This is a genomic window from Cohnella soli, assembly GCF_042655525.1.
Lineage (GTDB): Bacteria > Bacillota > Bacilli > Paenibacillales > Paenibacillaceae > Cohnella > Cohnella soli.
Genome location: NZ_JBHSMI010000020.1, coordinates 154,875 through 177,807 on the forward strand (window position 1 = coordinate 154,875; position 22,933 = coordinate 177,807).

Here is a 22,933-nt window from a genome sequence, read left to right on the forward strand (position 1 = left end):
CATGCGAAACTTTCCTAATTCCAGCTGAATAATTCGATAGTTGGTTTAACGTGGCCTTTACTGCCGTCGATAGCATGATAGCCGATCGTTCTTGTTTCTCCCGGCAACAGATCGAAATAATTGTCAGTGAATACGAGTTCGCCGTGCAGATGAACGGCTTTTGCGAATTTTTCCGAGCTGACAACTAATGAATTGTCGTCTTGCGTGACAATTTGTACGCCTGATGGCGTTAAAGACATTTCAGAAGGCAACCCGTTGAACCATACGCTACGGTCGGCTCCGAAGTCACCCTCGATTTCCATGACAAGAATATGCCGGTTATCCAGTAAAGGCAACAGCGTTTCATCGGCAATCGTATCCAACTGCCTCGATGTACCTGCAGGTACAATGAAAGCCGCTTCTTTGGACCATTTCTCCGCATGATGATCGACTCCGTCTAGCGAGAGTACACGCAACCGTCCTCGGCCCCGAATGTCCTCCGGCTTGTCGCTGCACACCCAAAACTGAAATGCGCCGTTCGCTTTGTCATGCGCAATAGAGGAAATGACAGGTTTGGCCGCAGCTTTCAGGCCGTAATAGCCGGCTTTCGGGTAACCGTAATAATCGACGAGACTCCATCCGCTTGCCGGCCAACAATCATTATACATCCAAAACAATATACCGCTGGCGTAATGGCGCTGTCTTCTGTAGGCTTCGACAACCAGACGCGTCAGTTCGTGCTGCACGAAAGACATCTTCTCGATTTGTTCCATCACGGTGGAAAATGGCGGCATCAATTTGTCGGCAAGCATGAGAAGAACTTTGAACAGCGAGAAATCGGTTAATCCCGGATGGTTTTTAGTATGATACTCCAGCATTTCATAGGCAGGGTCCTTAAGATCCTCTAAAGTCATAAATTTGAGCAACGTATGTTTTTCAGGCGTACCGAACATCGGGAATTCCGAACAAAACCGGCTAACAAACGAAGCAAAATATTCCCGATAATCTCGTAAATCATGGGCGCGTAAATAATCGAACATTTCCAGCATGATTCCGGTATGATGGCTCGTTCCAATCGTAAACGAAAGGTTGGGGGAGCCCCCGAAAGGACTCGTTGGCGTAAACGGCCGCGAAGGATCCAATTCGGCACAAAGACGCCCCGTGATCGTCTCTGCGATCTTTCTGCCAGGATAGGCAGCATTGTCTTCATCGTCGAAAAGCCCGTTTTCGTTGTCGCCATTCCACCACACTAAGCTTGGATGCTGTCTCAACGTGCGGATGGCCGATTCGAATTCCAAGCGCAAGGAACTAGTCCATTCGGTATCGCCGTCGGGATAAGAGCCGCAAGCCATCATAAAGTCTTGGCACACAAGTATGCCGAGTTTGTCGCATGACTTCCAAAAGGCTTCGGATTCGTAAATGCCGCCGCCCCAACATCTCAAAAGGGTGATATGTCCGTCGTGAGCGAGCTGGAGAAGGTGCTCATAATGCCGTTCGCTAATGCGGGACGGAAAGGGATCCGCAGGTACCCAGTTCGCACCTTTGCAGAAGATCGGACGGCCGTTAACGATCAAAGTAAAGCTGCTGCCGGCTGTATTTCCATTTCGATCCCATTGAGGGTGAGCTTGCCTCAAACCGCTCGTCATTTCTTCTTCCGGGCTGCCTGGTTGATCTTTCAATTGCTCGATTCTGACGGTGCGAATGCCGAATGAATCGCTTCGCGTTTCGATTTCGTTTCCCGAAGCGGAGTAAAGGGTCGTCTCGACTATATACAAAGGTTGACCCCCATATCCGGACGGCCACCAAAGCTGCGGTTCGCGCAAGGAAACGTCCAACTCCAGTTTGTCGCCGTAAACTGGCTTTTCTGTTTGCCATACAGCATGGAGATCGGGGGTGTGAATGTTTATCCGTGCCTTGACAGGCTCGGATGTGCGACGCCGAACTTCAAGCGTATAACGGAGGGATGCCCCGCTCGCATCCAATGCACGCGTGTATACGAAAGTATCCCGAATTGAAACAGAAGGTTCGAACAGGAGACGGACGGGTTTCCAAATGCCGTAGCTAACCAAACGATGAACCCAGTCCCATCCGAACGTGCACTGCATACGCCTGACATACACACGCTCGTTAGAGAAGGCGGCGGGATAGTCGGCATACGGCTTCCCGGATAGCGAGCTCTCAATGGTCTTAAATTTAACTTGAATTTCATTAGTGCCCAATCTCAGCACTCCGGCCACTTCAAATCGGTAGCTGCAAAACATGTTATCGGTTGTACCGAGCCAAATGCCGTTCAAATAAATGTCCGAGAACGTGTCCAGCCCTTCGAATGCGAGAACAGGGGCGCCTTCGCTCAGCTCGGCAAGCTCGAACGTTTTCGTATACGTCCATTGCATGTGCTCGACCCATTGACATAAATCGGCGTTTTTTCGAATACGAGGATCCGGGATCAGACCTGCTTGTTCCAAATCCTGATGTACATGGCCGGGCACTTGTGCCTCGATGGCAATGGGCGCTTTGCGGGCTGACTCGTCGATCCCGTTTAAGAGCCAAGCACCGTTAAGGTCGATTGTTTTTATCATGTTCGTCCTCCTGATCGGAAACGGAGATAGTATATAGTTTCATCATATTAAATTAATATTAAGTAAATCAAAGGTTAATTTATATTAATTTATGTTAGATTAACATAAGATGAATATACGTATTGATGACGGGAGTTGTCGTTAGGGTGAAAAAAAGAAAAGAAATTACGCTTCTCGACATTGCGCAGAAACTGGGGTTGTCGACAGCCGCCGTATCCAAAGCATTAAGCGGTAATCCGGGTATTGGGGAGCAAACACGCCGTAAAGTCAATGAAGCAGCGGCCGAGCTTGGTTACGACAAAAGAAGAAAACCGCTCAATGGAACAGTTCTCGAGGAGGGGACGAGTAATCCTATAAACGTTTTATTAGTCGTGGACAGGAGCAATCTAGCCGATCCCCACTTTGCTCCCATCTATATGTCGCTCGATCGCGAACTTAAGGCCGGCGGATGCACTTTGGACTTGTGGCCGATCGATGCGGAACTGAAGCAAATGCCCAAATTACCGATTATTAAACCGCATGTTTACTTGCTGTTCGGACTCATTCCGGAAGCGTTCGCGCTAAAACTGTTTCGTAAAGGTGTTCCAGCTATTGCCATCGACAATGAATATGATGTCGTTCCGCACATTGATTCAATCGGGGCTAACGACTATGCAGGCGCCTTTCTCGCTGTCAAACATCTGATCGACAATGGGCATCGACAAATCGGGTTTATCGGCGATAACAGCTTGGCGCCGAGCTTCAGGCAACGCGGTCATGGATTCATGGATGCTATGCAGCATTATGGACTTCAACTTGAAGAAAGATTTATCTATGATCTTCGTCTGCGAGCAGCTGACAGTAAAGTTGATTATTATGGGGCGATTCATAATCAACTAGATCTCGAAAATTTACCGACGGCATTTTTCTGCGCGAACGACCCGCTCGCTTTTTGCGTGGGCAGTTTATTAACTTCCCGCGGGATCAGTGTGCCTGGCAAAGTTTCTTTGATCGGGTTTGATAATCTGGAGGCGGCGCAATGGTACGAACCGCCATTAACGACCATCCATTTTCCTCGCGAGAACGTTGGCACAGTTGTTTTGGAGACGCTTCGCCGTCGTCTTTCCGATCCGAATGGCAACACGCTGCGAGTTTTACTCAATCCGAGGCTTGTTGCAAGAAGTTCGGTGACGTCCATCGCAACATTTACCAGCCGTTCCGCCAGAAAATAGTCAGAAACCAAGTTGCCATAACATAAGATGGAGTATAAGATAGAAGTAAGCCACAATAGTCAGACAATTCGGTCAATATCTCAAACCATGCGAATTGCAGGAGGAGGGATGGCCGTGAACCGCAGCCATGAAGTGGAATATTGCAATCTGGAGCTTCGTTTCGATCGTCGCCAAATTCAGAATTTGATCCGGGAACTCATCCAGGAAGGTTACTCGCTTTACTGGAACGAGAACGATCATCACTTCATCGTTTCCGTCCGCACGGGCCGTAAGCTGCTGAAGCTTCGTTTTCTCCGGGTACTCGGGCGTTACAAGCTCGTCGGGGATTATGTGGTCAAGGATGAGAGGCTGGCGCAATGGATCGAGAAGCTCATTAACAGCTCCCGCGGTCACGCCGTCGTCAAGAGAATTCACGATCATCAAGTGCTCAGAATTGAGAACATTATGTTCGGCGAAATTATCCGTCTCGTGGAGGTGTCCGGCATGGAACATCGGATTATTTTTCAGAAGCGTCCTCAGGTGACGATCGAAGACATGGTTCAGGCGTTCAAGTCCAAAAGAGCCGAGCAACGAGCGGGCGTTCTTCGCCTTGAAATCGACTACGAGCTTGCCGTCCTTCATGAGGCTCTTGTACAAGGAAATACGGAAGAAGCGGAAGCAAGCAAGGAGAAGCTGAGGGGCATGCGCACCGAGATGTTAGTATTGGAATTATGACCCCAAAATAGTGACGATAGATAAGGAATCGGGGAGCGACAGCTCTCCGGTTTTTTTGTGTGGCCCGACGGCACAATTCACAAACAAGCGAAAGCCCCGTGGGAGAGAATAGCGTTACGGGATCACCCTATCGACAGCTCCGGTGCCTGTTGAAGAACAAATAAGGCTACGGCGTAACGTTATTCCATACAAGAACCCCCTAATATACTTCTGTGGAATACCAATAACGTTATGCCACCGTCTTATTCGCACCGCCGAAGCCATTTCGGGACGAATAAAACTGTGCCATAGCGCTATTCCGCTGCATATCGACTTTTTTTAGTCGATTGTGCCATCGTAGTTTTTGTTTAACGTGACGAAGATGACTTTAAAAATGCGACATCTTTCCCCGAGCTCAAAAAGACGATGAACATTGCGAAGTTCACCGTACAGGGGATTTCTGACAACGGAAATTGTTTTCGGACTATGCAAATCTGTCGCATTCTCAGACAAGACGTTGTAGGCGGGGATTTGTATAATGAAAAATAAGGGTGTTATTACACGCTTGGCAGACCCTGCCCGCTTGCTAGCACTCCCTCATGAAAGCGTTATTATTTCTTGCGAAAGGAAGGTGAAACAAGGGAAATCGATTTTGCAATATCGATTGTTTATTTACCAGTAGGCCAAGGAGGAGATCGACGAAAATGAAACGCTTCAGATGGATTAGCATTGTTGTGGTGCTCAGTTTATGTTTAAGTAGTTTGGGCTTGCCAATCGGCAACGGCTTATCCCGCGCATCTGCGGAAGTGGGAAGCCTTACTCCCACCCCTGTCGGGGAATGGAAATTCGAGACGATGAAAGACAACATGTCGCCGGACACCTATTCGCGGAATAATTTGATTGCCAGCAATGCAGCACTGGGTAGCGGCAAATTCGGCAATGCGATGCTGTTCAACGGATACAACAGCTATGCGACCGTGCCGAACGATCATTTGATCGACACGGGGAGCAATTTTTCGATCAGCCTGCTTGTCTATTTTAATTCAACCTTTACGAACCGGGAAGTCGTGTTGCTTCAGCAACAAGGCGAGAAATCCGGGTTGACGCTGCTGTCTCGGAGAGCGGACGGTAGATTGCAATCTTCATTAGGGAATACGACGACGATCGGTTCAACGCCGATCGAGCCGAAGAAATGGTATCATGTCGGGCTCGTTCGCGATGTTGATCAAATAAAGCTTTTTGTTAACGGCAATGTGGAAACGATATCATACAATACTGAGATGAATTCTAATCAAAATCATATCATAATCGGTGCAGACCAGTTCCCGGAAACGTATAACGCATGGCCGGGATACGTGGATGAGCTGCAAATGTACGATGTTGCGTTAACAGAAGATCAGATGCGTGAAGCACCAGGCTTTGTCTGGCCTTCCATCCGTTTGAACGGTGAATCTGACATGACGCTGGCGCTAAACGAAACTTATACGGAAAAGGGCGCGACGGCTTCGGATGTCAACGGAGACGACTTGACCGTGAGCATCCAAACTTCAGGTCAGGTCGATACGAGCAAGGGCGGAATCTATCGGGTCCGTTATACCGTGACGAACACCAAGGGGGAATCCGTGGCGAAAGTTCGGACGGTAACGGTGCTGCCTCCGAAGACGCTGTCTCGCGCCAGCCGGGTACTCATCGATAAAGGACTGCAGATGCAAACTTGGATGCCGACCGAAGACACCGGCCGTAAATATGCATCGCAGAAGGAGTGGGAGAACAGCCATTTTACGACGGCGACCTTTTACGAATCGCCTTGGTTTAATGAGACTCTCTTCAATAGCGTGGATGGCATGCAATGGTCGTTCGTGATGGGGGAGTTTGGAGGAGGGGGTCTCAACTCGGGGCCGCCGGTCGAAGTCAAGAATAACGGCTATCTAACCGCGCAACAATTAGAACATGTCGATGATTTGGTCACAGTCTCGATCGGAGACGAACAAAACTATAGCCCGGACATAGTGAAGGCGTTCGCGGAGTGGTTCCAAGTTAGCCACGACAAGTATCCGGATGTGCTCGTCCATAGCAATCAGCAGTCCCATCAGTGGCAGCGCGACAATTACGAGGAATATATGCGTACAGCTGAACCTGATTTGCTCACGTACGACGATTACATGTTCACGATCCCGGGAACCGATAACAATCTGTTCAAGTCGATCGTCGACAATATTAACGATCAACGGACGTTTGCGCTGCGAGGCTACGACAGTACGGGGCGGAGCCCGATCGCGTTCGGTCAATACCTGCTCGGGTTCCAAACCGGGTCAACCGGGGGCGCCACGGGAACCTATCGAATTACGGAATCTCAGATCAACGGCATGCCCTTTGCTACTTTGACGCTGGGGGGCAAGTGGCTTAGCCTGTTCCGTTGGGAATACGACAATCCGGACGTATTCATCTTGTTCGATAAGGATCGCAAACCGACGGCGCAATACGATCAATATGCCGAGATGGCACGGCAAATCCGCAATTTAGGCCCTCACCTCGTTCGTTTGAACAGTACGGACGTCAATATCGTACCGGGACAGCATATGGAGAATGGCAAGCCAGCGAGCAACAAACTTCCGAGGGAGACGTCCGTCTTCGATGCGAACGACCGGTCGAAGCACTCTTACTTGAGGAACGTTTCCGTTCAAAACCTTGGTTCGGAGAACGATAGACTGAACGGCGACGCGCTAATCGGTTATTTCGAACCATTGCCGGGAATGGACTCGTTCTTCGGCAGCTCAGATATGGAATATTTCATGGTTATGAACGGGCTGACGTCGGGGAACGGAAAATTACCTGCGGATCAACACGGGTCCGGAGATGAAACGAAACAAAAGATCGTTCTTGAATTGAACTTGGCAGCCTATGCTCCGGAAGCGCTGGAGAAGGTGAGTCGAGATACGGGCAAGGTGGAGCCGGTCGCTCTAAAGTCCCTCGGCGGAAACCGCTACGAGCTGGACGTGGAGTTAAAGGGCGGCGTCGCCGATTTGTTCCGGCTGGATAAGACGAAAGTTCGAAGCGGATACGTCGCGGCAAGTTCCGTTAGTGTCCCTGAGGTTGTGAATTTGAAAGCGGGAGAGACGCAAACGCTGCAAGCGAATGTATCGCCAGCGTCAGCTACCGAAAAAGGCGTACGCTGGGTAACGTCCAACCGAAGCATCGCCACGGTCGATGCGAACGGTAAAGTCACGGCTGTTGCCGGCGGAACGGCATATGTTACGGCGATAACGGTTGACGGGAACTTCAAATCGTTCGCTAAAATTCAAGTCGAGCAGACGATTGTCCCCGTAACGGGTATTCATGTCAGCCCGCCTGCGGCATCGCTTTATGCGGGAGATGTAATGCGGTTGACAGCAGAAGTCGAACCGCCGCTCGCTTCGAATCGAATAGTATCGTGGTCGAGCAGCAACGCCGCCGTAGCAAAAGTTGACCAAACAGGCAAAGTGGAGGCAATCGCTCCGGGTATAGCTACGATTACAGTCACTTCGTCCGATGGTTCTTATAAGGCAACAAGTGCAATTACAGTAATCAATGAGAATAGTGAAGCTGCGTTGTCGGAGTTATCCGTTACCGGCGGTCGGTCGAATATCGAATTCGATAGCAACAAGTACGATTACGAGGTAAAGCTTAATTCCGAAGTTGATACGATCAAGCTGCAGCCGCGGATGAAAAGCGGAAAAGGTAACATTCTCGTAAATGATAAAGTTGTATCGAGTGGGCAACTGATAACGGCTACGGTACCGATGGGCAACAGCCTTATTACGTTCGTCACCAAGTCATACGACGGTACTGCCTCCAAAACCTATCGCTTAAAAGTCAAGCGCAACGAGAACATCGCGAGAAAGGCGAGCGCCGTCAATTCTACGTATTCCGGAGTCGAAGTGTATTGGGACAGCGTAGAATATGATCCGGCGGGCGAACATTCGCCGAAGAAGATCATTGACGGCGACGTTCGGACGTATTTTCAAAGCGTGAGCGTGCCGGAGGACAAAATAAATGCCAAGGACGAGTTCGAACCGGCGCATCGTATTTTCTTGAAGTGGGATGAACCACAGGATATGAACCAAATGGTACTCATCGTCAACAACGCGCAGCAGCAGGGCTTGAAGGTGATGGACATATCTACGACGGTGGACGGCCAGAATTGGGATGAGATGCCTTCCGGTCCTAAGCTGACATGGTTAACGAATAATCCTGCCGTGTATGAGGAGCAGACGATTCTATTACCGAGATTTGAAGGTACGAGCTTTGAGGGGATAAAAGGTCTATATATTCTCTTGTGGGCCGCCAATATGACAAGCGACAACCGTTATGCGTTGTCTGAACTCGAGCTGTATAACGAGAAGGATGCGGTCGAGCCGGTGCAAATGACGGTCTCTGATATTCCCGCAACGGGTGTGCAAGTTGTTCCCGCGTCTGCGGAGCTTAACGTCAGCGAGACGATCAGGCTGACTGCTGCATTCACGCCGGGGAACGCGAGCAATCAGCTGACGGAATGGAAGAGCAGCAACACCAGTGTTGCTACCGTTAATGCCAACGGTATCGTTTACGCCGTAGGCGCAGGGACGGCAGTCATTACGGCAACGACGGAAGAGGGACATTTCACGGCGACGAGCACTGTTCATGTGACGAATCCAAATAGCGACGCTTCATTGGCCTCATTAGTCGTTAAGGGAGCGGCTGGGGACATCGAGTTCGACAGTGCCCGGACCGACTATACCGTGAAGATCGATTCATCGCAGGATACGATCCAGCTCTTGCCGACGATGAAGAGAGCGGACAGCTCGATGAAGGTGAACGGAGTTGCTGTCGGAGCGGGATATACGGTTACTGCAAAGGTGCCGATGGGCAATAGCGTGATTTCCATCGTTGTTACCGCGGCCGACGGAGCCACAACGCAAACCTATCGAATAAAAGTCAAGCGCAACGAGAACCTCGCGAGAAAGGCGAGCGCGGTCAATTCCACGTATTCCGGGGTCGAATTAGATTGGAATAGCGTAGAGTACGATCCGCAAGGCGAGCATTCGCCGAAGAAGATCATTGACGGCGACGTACGAACGTATTTTCAAAGCGTGAGCGTTCCGGAGGACAAAATAAATGCCAAGGACGAGTTCAGTCCGCCGCATCGTATTTTCTTGAAGTGGAATGAACCGCAGGATATGAACCAAATGGTACTCATCGTCAACAACGCGCAGCAGCAGGGCTTGAAGGTGATGGACATATCTACGACGGTGGACGGCCAGAATTGGGATGAGATGCCTTCCGGTCCAAAGCTGACATGGCTAACGAATAGCCCTGACGTGTATGAGGAGCAGACGATTGCATTGCCGAGCTTTGAGGGGACCAGCTTTGAAGGAATAAAAGGTCTATATATCCTCTTGTGGGCCGCCAATATGACAAGCGACAACCGTTATGCGTTGTCCGAGCTCGAGCTGTATAACGAGAAGGATGCGGTCGAGCCGGTGCAAATTACGGTCACGGCGCCGTACGAGCCACCAGTGACCGCTGCGCCGGGAGCTACCGTAGGCAACGGTGTAATTAAAGCCATTACGCCTAATGTCGACGCAGCTACCGGAGTTGCATCCGTCTCGGTGAAGGAAAGCGACTGGAAAGAGGCTTTGAGCTCGGCGCTTCCTGACGCGAAAGGCGTCCGCACGGTTAGGATCGAAGTGCCAGCTGCGACTGGAGCCGGTTCTTATGTCGTGAACTTGCCTCAGCAATCACTGAATGCGAATGATCCGAAAGTAAAAGTCCGGATCGAAACCGAATGGGGAACGATCGAGTCGACGTCGAATATGCTTTCCGGAATGAAGCTGACGGAAGGACAAACCGTAGCCCTCATCTTGAAAACCGTAGACGTGACGACACTCGATGCGGCATTGCAGAAGAAGGTAGGGCGGCATCCGGTCATCGAAGTCTCATTGCTGGTCGATGGCAAGCAAGTCGAGTGGCGTAATCCGAAATCGCCGGTAGTGCTGACGATTCCTTATGTGCCGACAGCGGAAGAGGCTGCGCATGCGGAACATCTCGTCGTCTGGTACATCGAGCGTTCAGGGAAGATCGTCCCTGTGCCGAACGGCAAATATGATCCGGCTACGCGAACGGTTCGTTTCTCGACGACCCATTTCAGCGAATACGCCGTTGCCTTTGTGCAGACAACGTTCAAGGACATTGGCAACACCTCTTGGGCGCGCAAAGCAATTGAAGTGATGGCGTCTAAGGGCATTGTAAACGGACTCTCGGAATCGGAGTTCCGGCCGACGGCTCGAATGACGAGAGCGGATTATGTCACGCTTCTCGTGCGTGCATTTGAACTGAAGTCAGATGCCGAAGGAGCGAATTTCATCGATATCGACGCCGCAGCCTATTATGCCGATTCGGCCCGAATCGCCAAGACGCTCGGTATCGTCAATGGAACAGGCGAAGGCAGATTCAATCCGTTAAAGCCGATCGCAAGACAAGAAGCTCTTGTCATGCTCAATCGGGCGATGAAAGCGGCCGGCAAAGACAACGAGGCCGGAGGCGCGTCCGAGTTGGAACGCTTCGCCGATCGGGCGGCTGTCTCCTCTTATGCCGCAGAAAGCGTTTCGGCTCTTGTCCGCGCAGGGATCGTTCAAGGAGACGGACGCAATCTTCATCCGCTCGATACGTTATCCAGAGCGGAAGCGGCGGTATTACTCTATCATGCGTGGAGCTTGAATTAATACCTAGTTAAACAAACTGCCCCCGATCATGCTTAGGCACGATTAGGGGCAGTTTGTTTAAATTGTGTTATGTGTCTCTTAGTTCGCTTGAGCGAATTCGAGTTCAATATGCACTTTGATCGCGTCGCCAACGAGCAGGCCGCCCGTTTCAAGCGCAGCGTTCCAAGTAAGGCCAAATTCGGAGCGGTTGATGACGCCGTCTGCGGCTACACCGAGTTTCACGTTGCCCCACGGGTCTTTGGCCGGGCCGGAAATTTCCGCGTTCAGCGTAACCGATTTCGTAACGCCTGCGATTGTCAGGTCGCCCGTCAGCGCGTAGTCGTCTCCGCCTTTAGCCGTCAGCGCGGTTTTCTTGAATGTAATGTTCGGGAATTGCTCTGCGTTAAAGAAGTCCGGGGATTTCAAGTGACCGTCGCGGCCTTCGTCCTTCGTATTAATGCTGTTCACATCGATCGTCAGCGTTGCGTCGAGCGAAGACAAATCTGCCGGATCGGCGGATACCGTCGCATCGAAATCGTTGAAGCTGCCTCGAACGTTCGTGATCATCATGTGACGAACGCTGAAAGAAATTCCGCTATGAGATTTATCTAATGTCCAGTTGCTTGCCGCCATGTTTAACATCTCCTTAATAATTTATATTTACTATTAAACAGTAAGTAACGAAAAAACGCAAGTAGATTTTTCCGGTTTTGCCCATAACAAATGATGGTTTTCATCTCGGGTCAAAAAGAGTACAATAATCGTATTGTGAAAATTTTGTGTTAAAAGGATGAAGAAAAACATGTCGAAAGCGAACATCGGCGTCGTCGGCCTTGCGGTCATGGGACGCAACCTCGCGCTTAATATCGAAAGCCGCGGTTTTAACGTTGCGGTATACAACCGCTCGCGCGAGAAAACGGACGATCTGCTGAGCACTGAAGGCAAAGGCAAAAACCTCGTCGGCGCGTTCTCTGTCGAAGAGTTCGTCGCTTCCCTCGAGAAACCTCGCAAAATTCTGATCATGGTGCAAGCGGGCGCCGGCACGGATGCGACGATTGAGTCGCTCGTACCGCACCTCGATCAAGGCGATATTATTATCGATGGCGGTAACGCGTACTTCCCGGATACGCAGCGCCGCAGCAAAGATTTGACGGCCAGAGGATTCCATTTCATCGGAACAGGCGTATCAGGCGGCGAAGAAGGCGCGTTGAAAGGCCCTTCCATTATGCCGGGCGGACCGGAGGAAGCCTATCGTCTCGTCGAGCCGATTCTGACGGGCATCTCCGCTAAAGTAAACGGAGATCCTTGCTGTACGTACATCGGGCCTGATGGCGCGGGACATTATGTCAAAATGGTGCATAACGGCATCGAGTACGGCGACATGCAGCTGATTTGCGAAGCTTACCAATTGCTGAAGGACGTCGTCGGCGTATCGACGGAAGAGCTTCATAACATTTTTGGCGAGTGGAATAAAGGCGAACTCGACAGCTATTTGATCGAGATTACGACGGATATTTTCGCACATAAAGATGAAGAAACCGGCAAACCGATGGTTGACGTCATTCTCGACTCCGCGGGCCAGAAAGGCACCGGGAAATGGACAAGCCAAAGCGCGCTCGACTTGGGCGTTCCGTTATCGATCATTACCGAATCCGTCTTCGCGCGTTTCCTGTCCGCGATGAAGGAAGAGCGCGTTGCCGCGAGCAAAGTGCTGAAAGGTCCGCAAACGAAGCCGTTCCACGGCGACAAAGCCGAGTTCATCGAGAAAGTGCGCAAAGCGCTGTTCGCGAGCAAAATTTGCTCGTACGCCCAAGGCTTCGCGCAAATGCGCGCAGCTTCCGAGGAGTACGGCTGGAACTTGCGTTACGGCGACATCGCGAAGATTTTCCGCGGAGGTTGCATCATCCGCGCGCGTTTCTTGCAGAACATCATGGACGCGTACGACCGCGAGCCCGGTCTTCGCAATTTGCTTCTCGACGAGTACTTCAAAAACGTCGTCGAATCGTATCAGGACGCATGGCGCGAAGTTGTCACCACGGCGATCGCTTACGGCATTCCGGTTCCGTCGTTCGCGAGCGCGATCGCGTATTACGACAGCTACCGTTCCGAGCGCCTTCCGGCGAACTTGCTCCAAGCGCAGCGCGATTACTTCGGCGCGCATACGTTTAAGCGGCTCGATAAAGAAGGAACTTTCCACCACAACTGGATCAACGGTTAATTAGCTCTGCTGCGACAGTTCGCTTAACATTTTACGGAAGCAGGCGGTTTCCTGATTGCCCGGGCTTCGCCGGTGCAGGAGCAACAAGGCCATATCCGCGAAGCAGGCGAAATGGGCAAGCAGTTGTGGCCGATCGAGCCCCGACCATTCGGGCGCTCTATCGGCCACTTTTTTCTTCACGAAGCCAAGCGCCCATAACACGTCCTCCCGACATAACGGGTAAGACGGATCAAGCAATCGCTTAAGCGGTAGTTCGTGCTGGGGAACGGAATGTTTAATGTCCAGAGCGCAACATCACCTTCGGCTATGTATCGGAATGTTCCGTACACTATCAAAGTTACGGAATTTTCGCTCGTTTTATACCTCGCAATTGATATGCTATGATAGATACTGCGTAAAACACGAAATGGGGAACTTGCGTTGAAAAAATTCGGCACAAGCCGTAACGTGATTATTGTCGGGTTCATGGGTACGGGCAAATCGACGGTCAGCCGTTTGCTTGCGGAGAAACTCGGCTGGGAAAGCAAAGATACGGACGAAGAGATCGAGAAAGCGGCAGGCAAAAGCATCAAAGCCATTTTCGCCGAAGACGGGGAGCAAGCTTTCAGAGATTTAGAAAGCAACGTACTGCAGGTCATGCTACGTCGTTCGAATCAAGTGGTGGCGACTGGCGGAGGTGCCGTGCTGCGGGAAAAAAACCGGGAAACGATGCTGAAAGGCGGCTGGGTCGTCGCGTTGACGGCAGATCGGGAGACGTTGCTCGCCAGAGTAACGAGCGCGGCAGCGGCAGGGACTCGCCCTCTGCTTGAAGGCGACGCAGGTGAACGTATCGACGCGTTGCTCGAAGCGAGGCGGCACGCCTACGACTTCGCACAAGAGACGGTCGACACGTCCGCGCGCACACCGCAAGAGCTGGCGGATTTTCTGTTTGACCGGATGCCGATGCGTTAAAGCTGGTTCCAGGCGAGCATGCCTCCGAGCATGTTGGTTACTTTGTAGCCTTGAGCGGCCAAATATTGGCAAGCTTGATCGCTCCGGTAACCGCTGCGGCAGATGAAGACGACTTCCTCATCTTTCGGAATGCTGGCGAGCTGCTGTGGAATTTGTCCGAGCGGCAAGTGAACGGCTCCGGGAATGATGCCTTGGGCGACTTCTTCATCCTCGCGCACATCGATGAGGCGAATGTGCTCTCCGGCGTCCAGACGATCTTTCAATTGTTCGACGGTAATCGTTGCGTAATCGCTCATGAAAGCCAACCTCTCTTTTCTATAATCTTATTTATCATAAGAAACTGCGCATGGCGCTGTCAATTCGGAGGCGACGGGCATGAAAATCGTGATCGGCATCGCGGCAGCGGGTTTCCTCGGCGCGATTGCCCGCTACGGCATCGGGGCGATCCCGCTCGGCGAAGGTGCGGAACCGTTTCCGTGGGCTACGTTGTTCATTAACATGTCCGGTTCATTCCTCCTCGGCTGGCTGACAGGCGCGCTTACTCGAGGCAAAGTATCGCCCGCGATCGCGGAAGTTGCAGGCACAGGTTTCCTCGGTGCGTATACGACGTTCAGCGCCTTTAACGGTCAGCTTTGGCAGCTGCTTGAGCAGGATGCTTACGGTTTGGCGGCTGTGTACGTGTTGCTAAGCGGCGTCGGAGGCTGGTGGCTCGCTTCGATCGGGTTGTCGAAGGGAAGGGGCGTGCAGCGGGGATGAGCCAGTTCGGAATCGCCTGCCTTGTCGGAGTTGGAGGGGCAATCGGTGCGTTGGCGCGTTACGGCGCGAGCCGGGTTGTCGCAACCAAGAAGAAACCGGGATTTTACGCGACGTTAACCGTAAACCTTATCGGGTCTTTCTTGATGGGGCTTCTTATCGGATGGCATGTCGAAAGTGATCATGCTGCTGTATACGCGTTCGTCGGCACCGGCGTTCTCGGCGGGCTCACGACTTATTCGACATTAAATGTGCAGAAGGCGTCTATGCTGCGCAGCGGGGTCAGGAGAATGCTGTTCCGTTATATCGCAGCAACTTATGTTCTCGGTTTCGGATTGACTGCACTCGGGGTCGCGATCGGCGACATGATGCGTACATAGGCATTTTATTAAAATGTCGGACTTTTTGAATAACTACTTTTGGGAGCGTGTTTCTGAATGGATATGATCGTTACCCCGACAAAGAAGCTAAGCGGAGAAATTCAGGCTTTGTCCTCCAAAAACTATACGACCCGTTACTTGCTCGTGTCTGCGCTTGCAGAAGGTACGAGCACGATACTGTATCCGGCTCACAGCGAAGACGGAGAGGCAATGCGCCGTTGCATTCGCGACTTGGGCGCAATCGTCGAAGAGGACGAGTCCAAGATTGTCATTACTGGCTTCGGCCGCCATCCGAAACCGACGAAGGAACTGAATGTCGGCAATGCGGGCGCGGTGCTTCGCTTCGTCATGTCGGTTGCGGCGTTGTTGCCGGAAGTACATTTCGTGAACACGTATCCGGAATCGCTCGGGAAACGTCCCCACGACGATCTGATCGTAGCGCTTGAAAGCATGGGGGTAACGATCGAGCATAATAGCGGCAAGCTGCCGATGACGATCAAAGGCGGCCATCCGCGCGGCGGCAAAATCCAAGTATCGGGCAACGTCAGCTCGCAGTTTCTCAGCTCGTTGCTGTTCGTGACACCTTTGCTCGACGAAGATAGCGAGATCGAAGTGCTGCACGACTTGAAATCGAAAGTCGTCATCGGCCAGACGCTCGAAGTGTTGCAGCAGGCAGGTATCGTCATTGAAGCTTCCGATGATCTGATGCATTACCGCATTCATGGCAAACAGAAATATAAAGCACAGACGTACACGGTGCAGGGCGATTATCCGGGTTCGGCAGCTATTCTTGCGGCGGCGGCGGTAACCGAGTCCGACGTAATCGTCCACCGTTTGATGGAAAACAGCAAACAAGGGGAGCGCGCTGTAGTTGAAGTACTGAAAGCGATGAACGTGCCGCTGACGCACGAGAACGATATCGTCCACGTGCGTGGCAACGGCAAGTTGACGGCAGGCGAGTTCGACGGCGACGAGTTCACCGACGGCGTGCTCGCGATGGTAGCTGCGGCCGTATTCGCCGAGGGCACTTCGCGGTTCTATAACGTAGAAAATTTGCGTTACAAGGAATGCGACCGCATTACCGATTACTTGGCGGAACTTCGCAAAGCGGGGGCGAACGTCGAGGAGAAACGAGACGAGATTATCGTCCACGGGCGCCCAGAAGGAGTTGAAGGCGGCGTCGAGATCGATGCGCACTACGACCACCGCGTTATCATGGCGCTGACGATTGTCGGCCTTCGTTCAGCAGCGCCGATCCGGATCAAGGACGCGCACCATGTCGCCAAGTCGTATCCGATTTACTTCGACCACTTAAAAGCGCTTGGCGCACAAGTGGAATGGACAGAATAAACCCGCTGCCAATGTTTACGCTCAAGTCATTCCCAATGCCAAGGAGGCGCTGAAAATGTCTTATACGCACCCGTCCCGGGACGAGATCAAAGCGATTTTGCAACAATCGAACACAATTGCCGTCGTCGGTTTGTCCGACGATCCCGACAAGACGTCGCATATGGTATCTGCGGCGATGCAGAAGAAAGGATATCGGATCATCCCGGTTAATCCGAACGCATCGACCATTCTCGGCGAGACGAGTTACCCTTCGCTGAAGGACGTACCTGTGCCGATCGACATCGTGAACGTGTTCCGCCGACCGGAGCATACGCCCCCGATCGCTCAAGAAGCGGTTGAGATCGGCGCGAAGACGCTGTGGCTGCAACTTGGCATCCTGAACGAAGAAGCGGGTTCGATCGCCCAAGCAGGCGGCCTGAACATCATTATGGACCGCTGCATCAAAGTGGAGGATTCCATTCTCCTGCCACACGGGAAAGAATAAAGTATTTTTCCCGTCCGTTTGGTTGAACTGACGTTATAAAGATTGAGATGATCGGCATAAGAGCACAGATGTATCTCCCGTAAGAGTTTACGTCCGCCTCTTGGAGCCCATTGCCCCCTTTGTGATATCGTTAAGGCAATGGGCGGAGAGGAAGCGGCTGGAGGGAGATACATCGGCGCTCTACTTATGATCATCTTCTTTTCATTCTTATTGTCGTTTGCAGGAGAAGGGAGGGAAAAACGTGTACGGAATCGGCTACTTGCAGCGGCTCGGCCGGGCGATGATGCTGCCGATGACAGTGCTGCCGGCGGCTGCCATCTTCTTGATGCTGGCACGTCTCCCTTGGGACGCTCTCAGCTGGAATCAAGTGCCGGAGCTGCTGAACGCAGCCGGTTTGGCGATCTTTCAATACATTCCTTATGTGTTCGCGATCGGTATCTCTCTTGGCTTATCGAACCAGACGGCGACGGCGGGCATGGCTGCGCTGACGGGCATGTTTATCTTCACGATCGTAACGACGACGTATGACCCGAACGGCGTACAGCCTTCAATGTTCGCCGGGGCGGTAATCGGCGTTCTGTCGGGATGGGCTCACGACCGCTTCAAGTCGTTCCAATTGCCTGAGTTTTTGCAATTTCTAGGCGGTTCGCGGTTTGTCCCTCTCTTCATGAGTGTCGTGTCGCTCGGTTTCGCCTGGCTTATGATCGGCGTTGGGGAAGGACTTAGAGGCTGGGCGGACTCCGCAGGCACGCTCGTCTACTCCGCTGGTGGCTTCGGCATCTTCCTCTACGGCTTCTTGCACCGCATCCTTGTTGCATTTGGGCTGCATCATCTGCTCAACCATGTATTCTGGTTCCAGGTCGGGCAATACGACACATCGGACGGAGCCGTCTACTTCGGTGATATGCCGCGTTTCTTCGCGGGTGATCCAACCGCGGGTTATTTCATGGCCGGCTTGTATCCGACGATGATGTTCGCGTTGCCCGCTATCGCTTTCGCGATTATTCACGAGGCCCGCGAAGACTTAAAACCGAAGACGAGAAAGCAATTCCGCATCGCCGCGCTCAGTTCGTTCCTGACAGGGGTGACCGAACCGGTCGAATTTGCGTTCCTCTTCGTCGCGCCATACTTGTTTATCGTCCACGCGCTGTTGTCAGGCGGTATTATGTGGCTCGCATATGAGCTTCATATTAGGCATGGCTTCACATTCTCTGCCGGGGCACTCGAATATCTCATTAATATGCCGCTGGCACAGCGCGGATGGTGGTTGCTGCCGATCGGGCTCGCCGTCGGCGCGCTTTATTACGTCATGTTTCGCTGGAGCATCCGGCGGTTCCAACTCGCGACGCCAGGGCGCGAAGACGCTACGAGACTGGACGATTGGGCAGGGGACATCCCCTACCGCGCTCCGCTTATTTTGCAGGCGCTCGGGGGCAAAGAAAACGTCGTTCGGCTGGAAGCGTGCATTACGAGGCTGAGGCTGACGCTCGAAGACGACAGACGGGTCGACACCCAGGCGCTTCGCCACTTGGGGGCGGCGGGAGTCATTCGGCTCGGAGCGGGTCATGTACAAGTCGTGTTCGGCACGTTCTCGGAATTGATTCGCGAAGAAATCCATAAGCATATCCAGACTGATGTTCGCCAGATTCAGTTTCATTCGCCGGTTCAAGGCCGGATGATTCGCCTTGAGGATGTCGATGACCCGATATTCGCACAACGGCTCGTCGGCCGGGGCGTCGCCTTCATTCCGGACAAAGGCGAACTGGTCGCCCCGCTCCAGGGGAAAATCGTGCACATACACCCTTCGTTGCACGCGATCGGGCTGGAGACGAAAGAAGGGCTGGAAGTGTTGCTGCACGTCGGCATTAATACTTCCCAATTGGAAGGCAAAGGATTTAGCTGCCTCGTCAAGATGGGAGACGAAGTAACGCCGGGACAGCCGCTCCTGAAATTTCATCTCCCAACGCTGAAACAGCATGCCAAGTCGCTCGAGACGCCGATGGTGATCACAAATAGCGACATTGTGAAGAGTTGGAGATTCGCGCCGTATAAAGTCGTCAAAAAAGGCCAGGCGGCGGTCATGTCGGTCGTGTTGAAAGAGAGAGAGATCAAGGGGGCGGAGAAATGATTCAAGCTCTGGGGGCATCTCAAGGGATTGCAATCGGCAAAGCGTTCGTTCTCCCTCATTGGGAATGGGAGCTGCCGGATCAAAGAATCGATGTGGCCGACTTGGCCAAGGAGTTCGAACGGCTGTACGAAGGCATTCGTCGGTCGAAAACCGAAATCAACCGGATGAAAACAGAGCTGGACGAGGCGGTAGGTTCCGAGGAAGCGAGCATTTTCGACGCCCACCTCGCCATTCTCGAAGATCCGGTGTTCATGAACGAAATTCAAGGCATTATTCAGCGGCAATACAAAGTAGCCGAAGTCGCCGTCAAAGAAGCAATCGATCATTTCGTGACCATGTTCGATTTGCTGGACGACGAATATATGAAAGAACGCGCGCTAGACATCAAGGATGTCGGCAACCGCTTGCTCAAACATTTGCTCGGAGCGCCGGAAATCGCGCTTCCTGAAGATACGCAGCCTTTCGTGCTTGTCGTGCGGGAGCTCTCCCCGTCGCAGCTTGTCCACTTGAAGCCCGAACTCGTGCTCGGCATCGTGACGATGGTCGGCAGCCCGACATCGCACGCAGCGATAATGGCGCGGGCATTCGGCATTCCGATGTTAATGGGCGTTGAAGGGAAGCTGGAACAGCAAATTGTAACGGGAGATTTGCTTATCGTAGACGGGGAAACCGGGTTGCTCCAGATAGACCCTTCTTCGGAGACCGTCAGCCGTTACAATGAAATACGGAAACGCCAGAAAGTAATGAAGGAACAATTGCTTGAGTTGGTCGAAGTACCTTCGACAACGTCGGACGGCGTGCAATTGACGCTGGCCGCCAATATCAGCTCTTTGAAGGAACTCGACGCGGCTTTGCACAATGGCGCGGATGGCGTCGGCCTTTTCCGGACGGAGTTTCTGTACATGGACAGAGGCCGTTTTCCGACCGAAGATGAGCAATTCGAGACGTATCGCGCCGTGGCCCAGAAGCTGAAAGGACGGCCGCTCGTCATTCGAACGCTCGATATCGGGGGCGACAAGCAACTCGACTATTATGAGCTTCCCGAAGAGGACAATCCGTTTCTTGGTTTCCGTGCGATTCGATTCTGCCTGGAGCGCAAAGATTTGTTCAAGACGCAGCTACGCGCCATTTTGCGGGCGACGGCTTTCGGCGACGTCAGAATTATGTACCCGCTTATTACATCGGTGGACGAAGTGAGGGAAGCGAACGGTGTGCTTGCCGAGGCGAAAAAAGAGCTGGAAAACGAGGGCATCGAGTTCCGGAGCGACATCAAAGTCGGCATCATGATCGAGGTGCCCGCAGCTGTCGCTATCGCGGACTTACTTGCGGAGGAAGCGTCGTTCTTCAGCATAGGGACGAACGACCTCATCCAGTTCACGTTGGCCGTCGACCGTATGAATGAGCAGATCAGCCATCTGTACGAGCCGTTCCATCCCGCTATCCTTCGCATGATTCGCACTGTTGCGCACGCTGCGCAGACCAAGGGTATCCCTGTAAGCATATGCGGTGAAGTTGCGGGTGACGTTAACGCGTTGCCGATCTGGCTCGGTCTCGGCATAGAAGTGCTGAGCTTGTCTGCTCAAGCGATTTTGCCTGTGAAGGAGAGTTTGCTGCGCACGAAAGCGATTGATAGCCGCAATCTGCTGGAAGGTTTGTTTCGCTGCAAATCCGCGTCCGAGGTACGGGCGATGGCGGGTCAATTCAATATGGAAGCGGCACTTGCCCCGGGTAACGTTCGCCCAATCGTATAGCCGTCTGTACGCAGCAAGCAGCCTCCCTGGCGATGGCCAAGGAGGCTGCTCGGCGCATGAAGCTATCTTCGGCGGTTTAGCGTCTTCCGAACAGCAAATCGCTGAACGCCTTCGCGTACGGCGGCAGATCGGGCGGTCTGCGGGCGGAGACGATGTTGCCGTCGACGACGACCGCATCGTCCAGCCATGTGGCGCCGGCGTTCTCCATATCGTCGCGAATGCCAGGCGTCGAAGTGACCGTTCGTCCTTGCAAAATTTTTGCGGAGACGAGTACCCACCCAGCATGGCAAATTTGACCGATAGGTTTGCCGGCTTCGTTCATACGGCGGGTAAAATCGAGCACGCGGGCATCGCGGCGAATTTTGTCCGGCGCCCAGCCGCCCGGCACGAGCAGGCCGTCGAACCGGTCCGCATCGAGATCGTCGTAAGAAAGGTCGGCCACGGCGGGTACGCCGTATTTGCCGAGATGCTTGCGCCCTTTTTCAGGACCGGCATACAGCACTTCCGCACCGTCCTCGCGCAGTCGGTAGACCGGGTACCATAGTTCCAAATCTTCGAATTCGTCGTCTAGCAGGCAGACGACTCTTTTGATCGCTGTCATCGTTCGTCCTCCGTTTCACTGTCATTATTCCATGTTTAAATTCCTATTTAATTGTATCAAATGAGAGACTTCGCCGAAACTAGCGATGCCGGGAGGTAGCGAGAAGATGAAAACCATAATCCGATGGAGGTACGTGCCCGCGCTCGTGTGCATGATGACGATCTTCTTTACGTCTTCGCGCAGCGGGGACCAACTAGACACCGTTCTGCCATGGGTGCAGAAGTGGCTTCCAGGCTTGTCCGACTTCAATCCGATGCATTACGTCGCCTATTTCGCCCTTGGGTTGGGGTTCGCATTCGCTTTAGGGGCCAAGCGTTCGTCGACATGGATGGGGGTGCTGCTAACTGTCGTACTGTGCACGTTATACGGCGTCACAGACGAGTGGCATCAGTCTTTCGTGCCGATGCGCACGCCGGATGCCGCCGACTTGCTGCATGATGCGATCGGCGCCGCGGCGGCAGCCGTTCTAGTACTTGTCACACTGCGCATTCTTCGTGCAAGGGGCGGCGGTTCCAGAAATTACACGGGGCAATCCGGAAGGATTTCATAGACCGCTGAGCGAATACGGATAGGGTAAGCTCTTGCTTAAGGAGAGAATCCCCGGTGTCCAAACACTGTTCTTGCGGAAGCGTGATGAAGCTCATGCTCCGGACCGTTATTTTCGCGAAAAAAGTAAATATCAACAATGTGCCCGTATACAATTGTGAGGGTTGCGGCAGGAACGACGTGTTTCCCGGCGTGAAGGAAGACGTCGGCAAACTCGTCGGCCAGCTTGGAGCTGCACCTATCGCAAAAAGCATTTCGTTCGACGAAATGCACGAATGGGCCTCTGTGCTGTCGCAGGCGAAGCTGCGCTCCGAATCGCTTCAGGAGACGATGATTGCCAGCGCCACGGAAGAGAGAATCAACGAGCTGCTCGATTTATTGCTGCTTGCAACGTCGATCGGCGACGATGTCTGGAAGATGGAAATCGAAAGCCGGTTGTCCCAGCTTAGCGCCCAATACATACTTTAGCGATCGTTATCGATTCTGATGCTCTATCCGGATGTTGGACGTTCGCTTTTGTTTTTTTTGCTCTCCCGTATTCATTCTGTTACGATATAAGAATGAGATGATGCTTAATGCAGGGAGGAACA

At 52.6% G+C, this 22,933-nt stretch carries 18 protein-coding genes; 13 read left to right on the forward strand and 5 right to left on the reverse strand.

From position 1 onward, the window contains the following. Window positions 1–14: 14 nt before the first annotated feature. Window positions 15–2,558, reverse strand: coding sequence for a beta-mannosidase (locus ACFPOF_RS10495; RefSeq protein ID WP_378132245.1), 2,544 nt, complete (start codon window positions 2,556–2,558; stop codon window positions 15–17). A 146-nt stretch (window positions 2,559–2,704) separates the two neighbouring features. On the opposite strand from ACFPOF_RS10495, the gene ACFPOF_RS10500 reads away from it, so the two are divergent. From ACFPOF_RS10500 to ACFPOF_RS10510, 3 genes are all read left to right on the forward strand, one after another. Further along, window positions 2,705–3,769: a LacI family DNA-binding transcriptional regulator gene (locus ACFPOF_RS10500; protein ID WP_378132247.1), complete on the forward strand. Its 1,065-nt coding sequence runs from the start codon at window positions 2,705–2,707 to the stop codon at window positions 3,767–3,769. Window positions 3,770–3,883: 114 nt separating this feature from the next. Then, window positions 3,884–4,483 carry a hypothetical protein gene (locus ACFPOF_RS10505; RefSeq protein ID WP_378132249.1) on the forward strand — a complete coding sequence of 200 codons (600 nt, stop codon included), beginning with the start codon at window positions 3,884–3,886 and terminating at the stop codon, window positions 4,481–4,483. 683 nt (window positions 4,484–5,166) lie between these two features. Next, window positions 5,167–11,202: an Ig-like domain-containing protein gene (locus ACFPOF_RS10510; protein ID WP_378132251.1), complete on the forward strand. Its 6,036-nt coding sequence runs from the start codon at window positions 5,167–5,169 to the stop codon at window positions 11,200–11,202. Between the two features lie 78 nt (window positions 11,203–11,280). On the opposite strand, the gene ACFPOF_RS10515 is transcribed toward ACFPOF_RS10510, so the two are convergent. Continuing rightward, window positions 11,281–11,814, reverse strand: coding sequence for a YceI family protein (locus ACFPOF_RS10515; RefSeq protein WP_378132253.1), 534 nt, complete (start codon window positions 11,812–11,814; stop codon window positions 11,281–11,283). A gap of 169 nt (window positions 11,815–11,983) precedes the next feature. Between ACFPOF_RS10515 and gndA the strand changes: the two genes are divergently transcribed. Next, the gene (gndA, locus tag ACFPOF_RS10520; protein ID WP_378132254.1) at window positions 11,984–13,399 is read left to right on the forward strand and encodes an NADP-dependent phosphogluconate dehydrogenase; all 1,416 of its coding nucleotides are present in this window, start codon (window positions 11,984–11,986) and stop codon (window positions 13,397–13,399) included. Here the strand turns inward: gndA and ACFPOF_RS10525 are convergent, their stop codons facing one another. Continuing rightward, entirely contained in the window at window positions 13,400–13,600 is a 201-nt protein-coding gene (locus ACFPOF_RS10525) for a hypothetical protein (RefSeq protein WP_378132256.1), read from the reverse strand. A 219-nt stretch (window positions 13,601–13,819) separates the two neighbouring features. Between ACFPOF_RS10525 and ACFPOF_RS10530 the strand changes: the two genes are divergently transcribed. Next, complete coding sequence (locus tag ACFPOF_RS10530) at window positions 13,820–14,350, forward strand: shikimate kinase (RefSeq protein ID WP_378132258.1); 531 nt, start codon at window positions 13,820–13,822, stop codon at window positions 14,348–14,350. On the opposite strand, the gene ACFPOF_RS10535 is transcribed toward ACFPOF_RS10530, so the two are convergent. Next, window positions 14,347–14,646 (reverse strand): rhodanese-like domain-containing protein, encoded by a 300-nt coding sequence (locus ACFPOF_RS10535; RefSeq protein WP_378132260.1) that lies wholly within the window; start codon window positions 14,644–14,646, stop codon window positions 14,347–14,349. The genes ACFPOF_RS10530 and ACFPOF_RS10535 overlap by 4 nt on opposite strands. A gap of 79 nt (window positions 14,647–14,725) precedes the next feature. Here ACFPOF_RS10535 and ACFPOF_RS10540 point away from each other — a divergent pair, with 79 nt between their 5' ends. The 6 genes from ACFPOF_RS10540 (at window position 14,726) to ptsP (ending at window position 21,196) form a co-directional block, all read left to right on the forward strand. Further along, a complete protein-coding gene (locus tag ACFPOF_RS10540) occupies window positions 14,726–15,106 on the forward strand; it encodes a fluoride efflux transporter FluC (protein ID WP_378132262.1) in 381 nt (126 codons plus the stop codon). Next, the gene (locus ACFPOF_RS10545; protein WP_378132264.1) at window positions 15,103–15,483 is read left to right on the forward strand and encodes a fluoride efflux transporter FluC; all 381 of its coding nucleotides are present in this window, start codon (window positions 15,103–15,105) and stop codon (window positions 15,481–15,483) included. Before ACFPOF_RS10540 ends, ACFPOF_RS10545 begins: the two co-directional genes overlap by 4 nt. Before the next feature lie 57 nt (window positions 15,484–15,540). Continuing rightward, complete coding sequence (gene aroA, locus ACFPOF_RS10550) at window positions 15,541–16,833, forward strand: 3-phosphoshikimate 1-carboxyvinyltransferase (RefSeq protein ID WP_378132266.1); 1,293 nt, start codon at window positions 15,541–15,543, stop codon at window positions 16,831–16,833. A gap of 55 nt (window positions 16,834–16,888) precedes the next feature. Beyond that, window positions 16,889–17,317, forward strand: coding sequence for a CoA-binding protein (locus ACFPOF_RS10555; RefSeq protein ID WP_378132268.1), 429 nt, complete (start codon window positions 16,889–16,891; stop codon window positions 17,315–17,317). Between the two features lie 280 nt (window positions 17,318–17,597). Continuing rightward, the gene (locus ACFPOF_RS10560; RefSeq protein WP_378132325.1) at window positions 17,598–19,445 is read left to right on the forward strand and encodes a glucose PTS transporter subunit IIA; all 1,848 of its coding nucleotides are present in this window, start codon (window positions 17,598–17,600) and stop codon (window positions 19,443–19,445) included. Continuing rightward, window positions 19,442–21,196, forward strand: coding sequence for a phosphoenolpyruvate--protein phosphotransferase (gene ptsP / locus ACFPOF_RS10565; protein ID WP_378132270.1), 1,755 nt, complete (start codon window positions 19,442–19,444; stop codon window positions 21,194–21,196). Before ACFPOF_RS10560 ends, ptsP begins: the two co-directional genes overlap by 4 nt. A 76-nt stretch (window positions 21,197–21,272) precedes the next feature. Here ptsP and ACFPOF_RS10570 read toward each other — a convergent pair whose 3' ends face one another. Then, window positions 21,273–21,797: a type 1 glutamine amidotransferase domain-containing protein gene (locus ACFPOF_RS10570; protein WP_378132272.1), complete on the reverse strand. Its 525-nt coding sequence runs from the start codon at window positions 21,795–21,797 to the stop codon at window positions 21,273–21,275. Window positions 21,798–21,903: 106 nt separating this feature from the next. Between ACFPOF_RS10570 and ACFPOF_RS10575 the strand changes: the two genes are divergently transcribed. After that, complete coding sequence (locus ACFPOF_RS10575) at window positions 21,904–22,347, forward strand: VanZ family protein (protein ID WP_378132274.1); 444 nt, start codon at window positions 21,904–21,906, stop codon at window positions 22,345–22,347. A 53-nt stretch (window positions 22,348–22,400) separates the two neighbouring features. Next, the gene (locus ACFPOF_RS10580; protein WP_378132276.1) at window positions 22,401–22,811 is read left to right on the forward strand and encodes a TraR/DksA C4-type zinc finger protein; all 411 of its coding nucleotides are present in this window, start codon (window positions 22,401–22,403) and stop codon (window positions 22,809–22,811) included. Window positions 22,812–22,933 lie beyond the last annotated feature (122 nt).

What these genes read in the sequence shown, in the direction of transcription:
- ACFPOF_RS10495 (WP_378132245.1), bottom strand. Translation starts at nt 2,558, where the DNA reads ATGATAAAAACAATCGACCTTAACGGTGCTTGGCTCTTAAACGGGATC.
- ACFPOF_RS10510 (WP_378132251.1), top strand. Translation starts at nt 5,167, where the DNA reads ATGAAACGCTTCAGATGGATTAGCATTGTTGTGGTGCTCAGTTTATGT.
- ACFPOF_RS10515 (WP_378132253.1), bottom strand. Translation starts at nt 11,814, where the DNA reads ATGGCGGCAAGCAACTGGACATTAGATAAATCTCATAGCGGAATTTCT.
- gndA (WP_378132254.1), top strand. Translation starts at nt 11,984, where the DNA reads ATGTCGAAAGCGAACATCGGCGTCGTCGGCCTTGCGGTCATGGGACGC.
- ACFPOF_RS10535 (WP_378132260.1), bottom strand. Translation starts at nt 14,646, where the DNA reads ATGAGCGATTACGCAACGATTACCGTCGAACAATTGAAAGATCGTCTG.
- ACFPOF_RS10540 (WP_378132262.1), top strand. Translation starts at nt 14,726, where the DNA reads ATGAAAATCGTGATCGGCATCGCGGCAGCGGGTTTCCTCGGCGCGATT.
- ACFPOF_RS10545 (WP_378132264.1), top strand. Translation starts at nt 15,103, where the DNA reads ATGAGCCAGTTCGGAATCGCCTGCCTTGTCGGAGTTGGAGGGGCAATC.
- aroA (WP_378132266.1), top strand. Translation starts at nt 15,541, where the DNA reads ATGGATATGATCGTTACCCCGACAAAGAAGCTAAGCGGAGAAATTCAG.
- ACFPOF_RS10555 (WP_378132268.1), top strand. Translation starts at nt 16,889, where the DNA reads ATGTCTTATACGCACCCGTCCCGGGACGAGATCAAAGCGATTTTGCAA.
- ACFPOF_RS10560 (WP_378132325.1), top strand. Translation starts at nt 17,598, where the DNA reads ATGATGCTGCCGATGACAGTGCTGCCGGCGGCTGCCATCTTCTTGATG.
- ptsP (WP_378132270.1), top strand. Translation starts at nt 19,442, where the DNA reads ATGATTCAAGCTCTGGGGGCATCTCAAGGGATTGCAATCGGCAAAGCG.
- ACFPOF_RS10570 (WP_378132272.1), bottom strand. Translation starts at nt 21,797, where the DNA reads ATGACAGCGATCAAAAGAGTCGTCTGCCTGCTAGACGACGAATTCGAA.
- ACFPOF_RS10575 (WP_378132274.1), top strand. Translation starts at nt 21,904, where the DNA reads ATGAAAACCATAATCCGATGGAGGTACGTGCCCGCGCTCGTGTGCATG.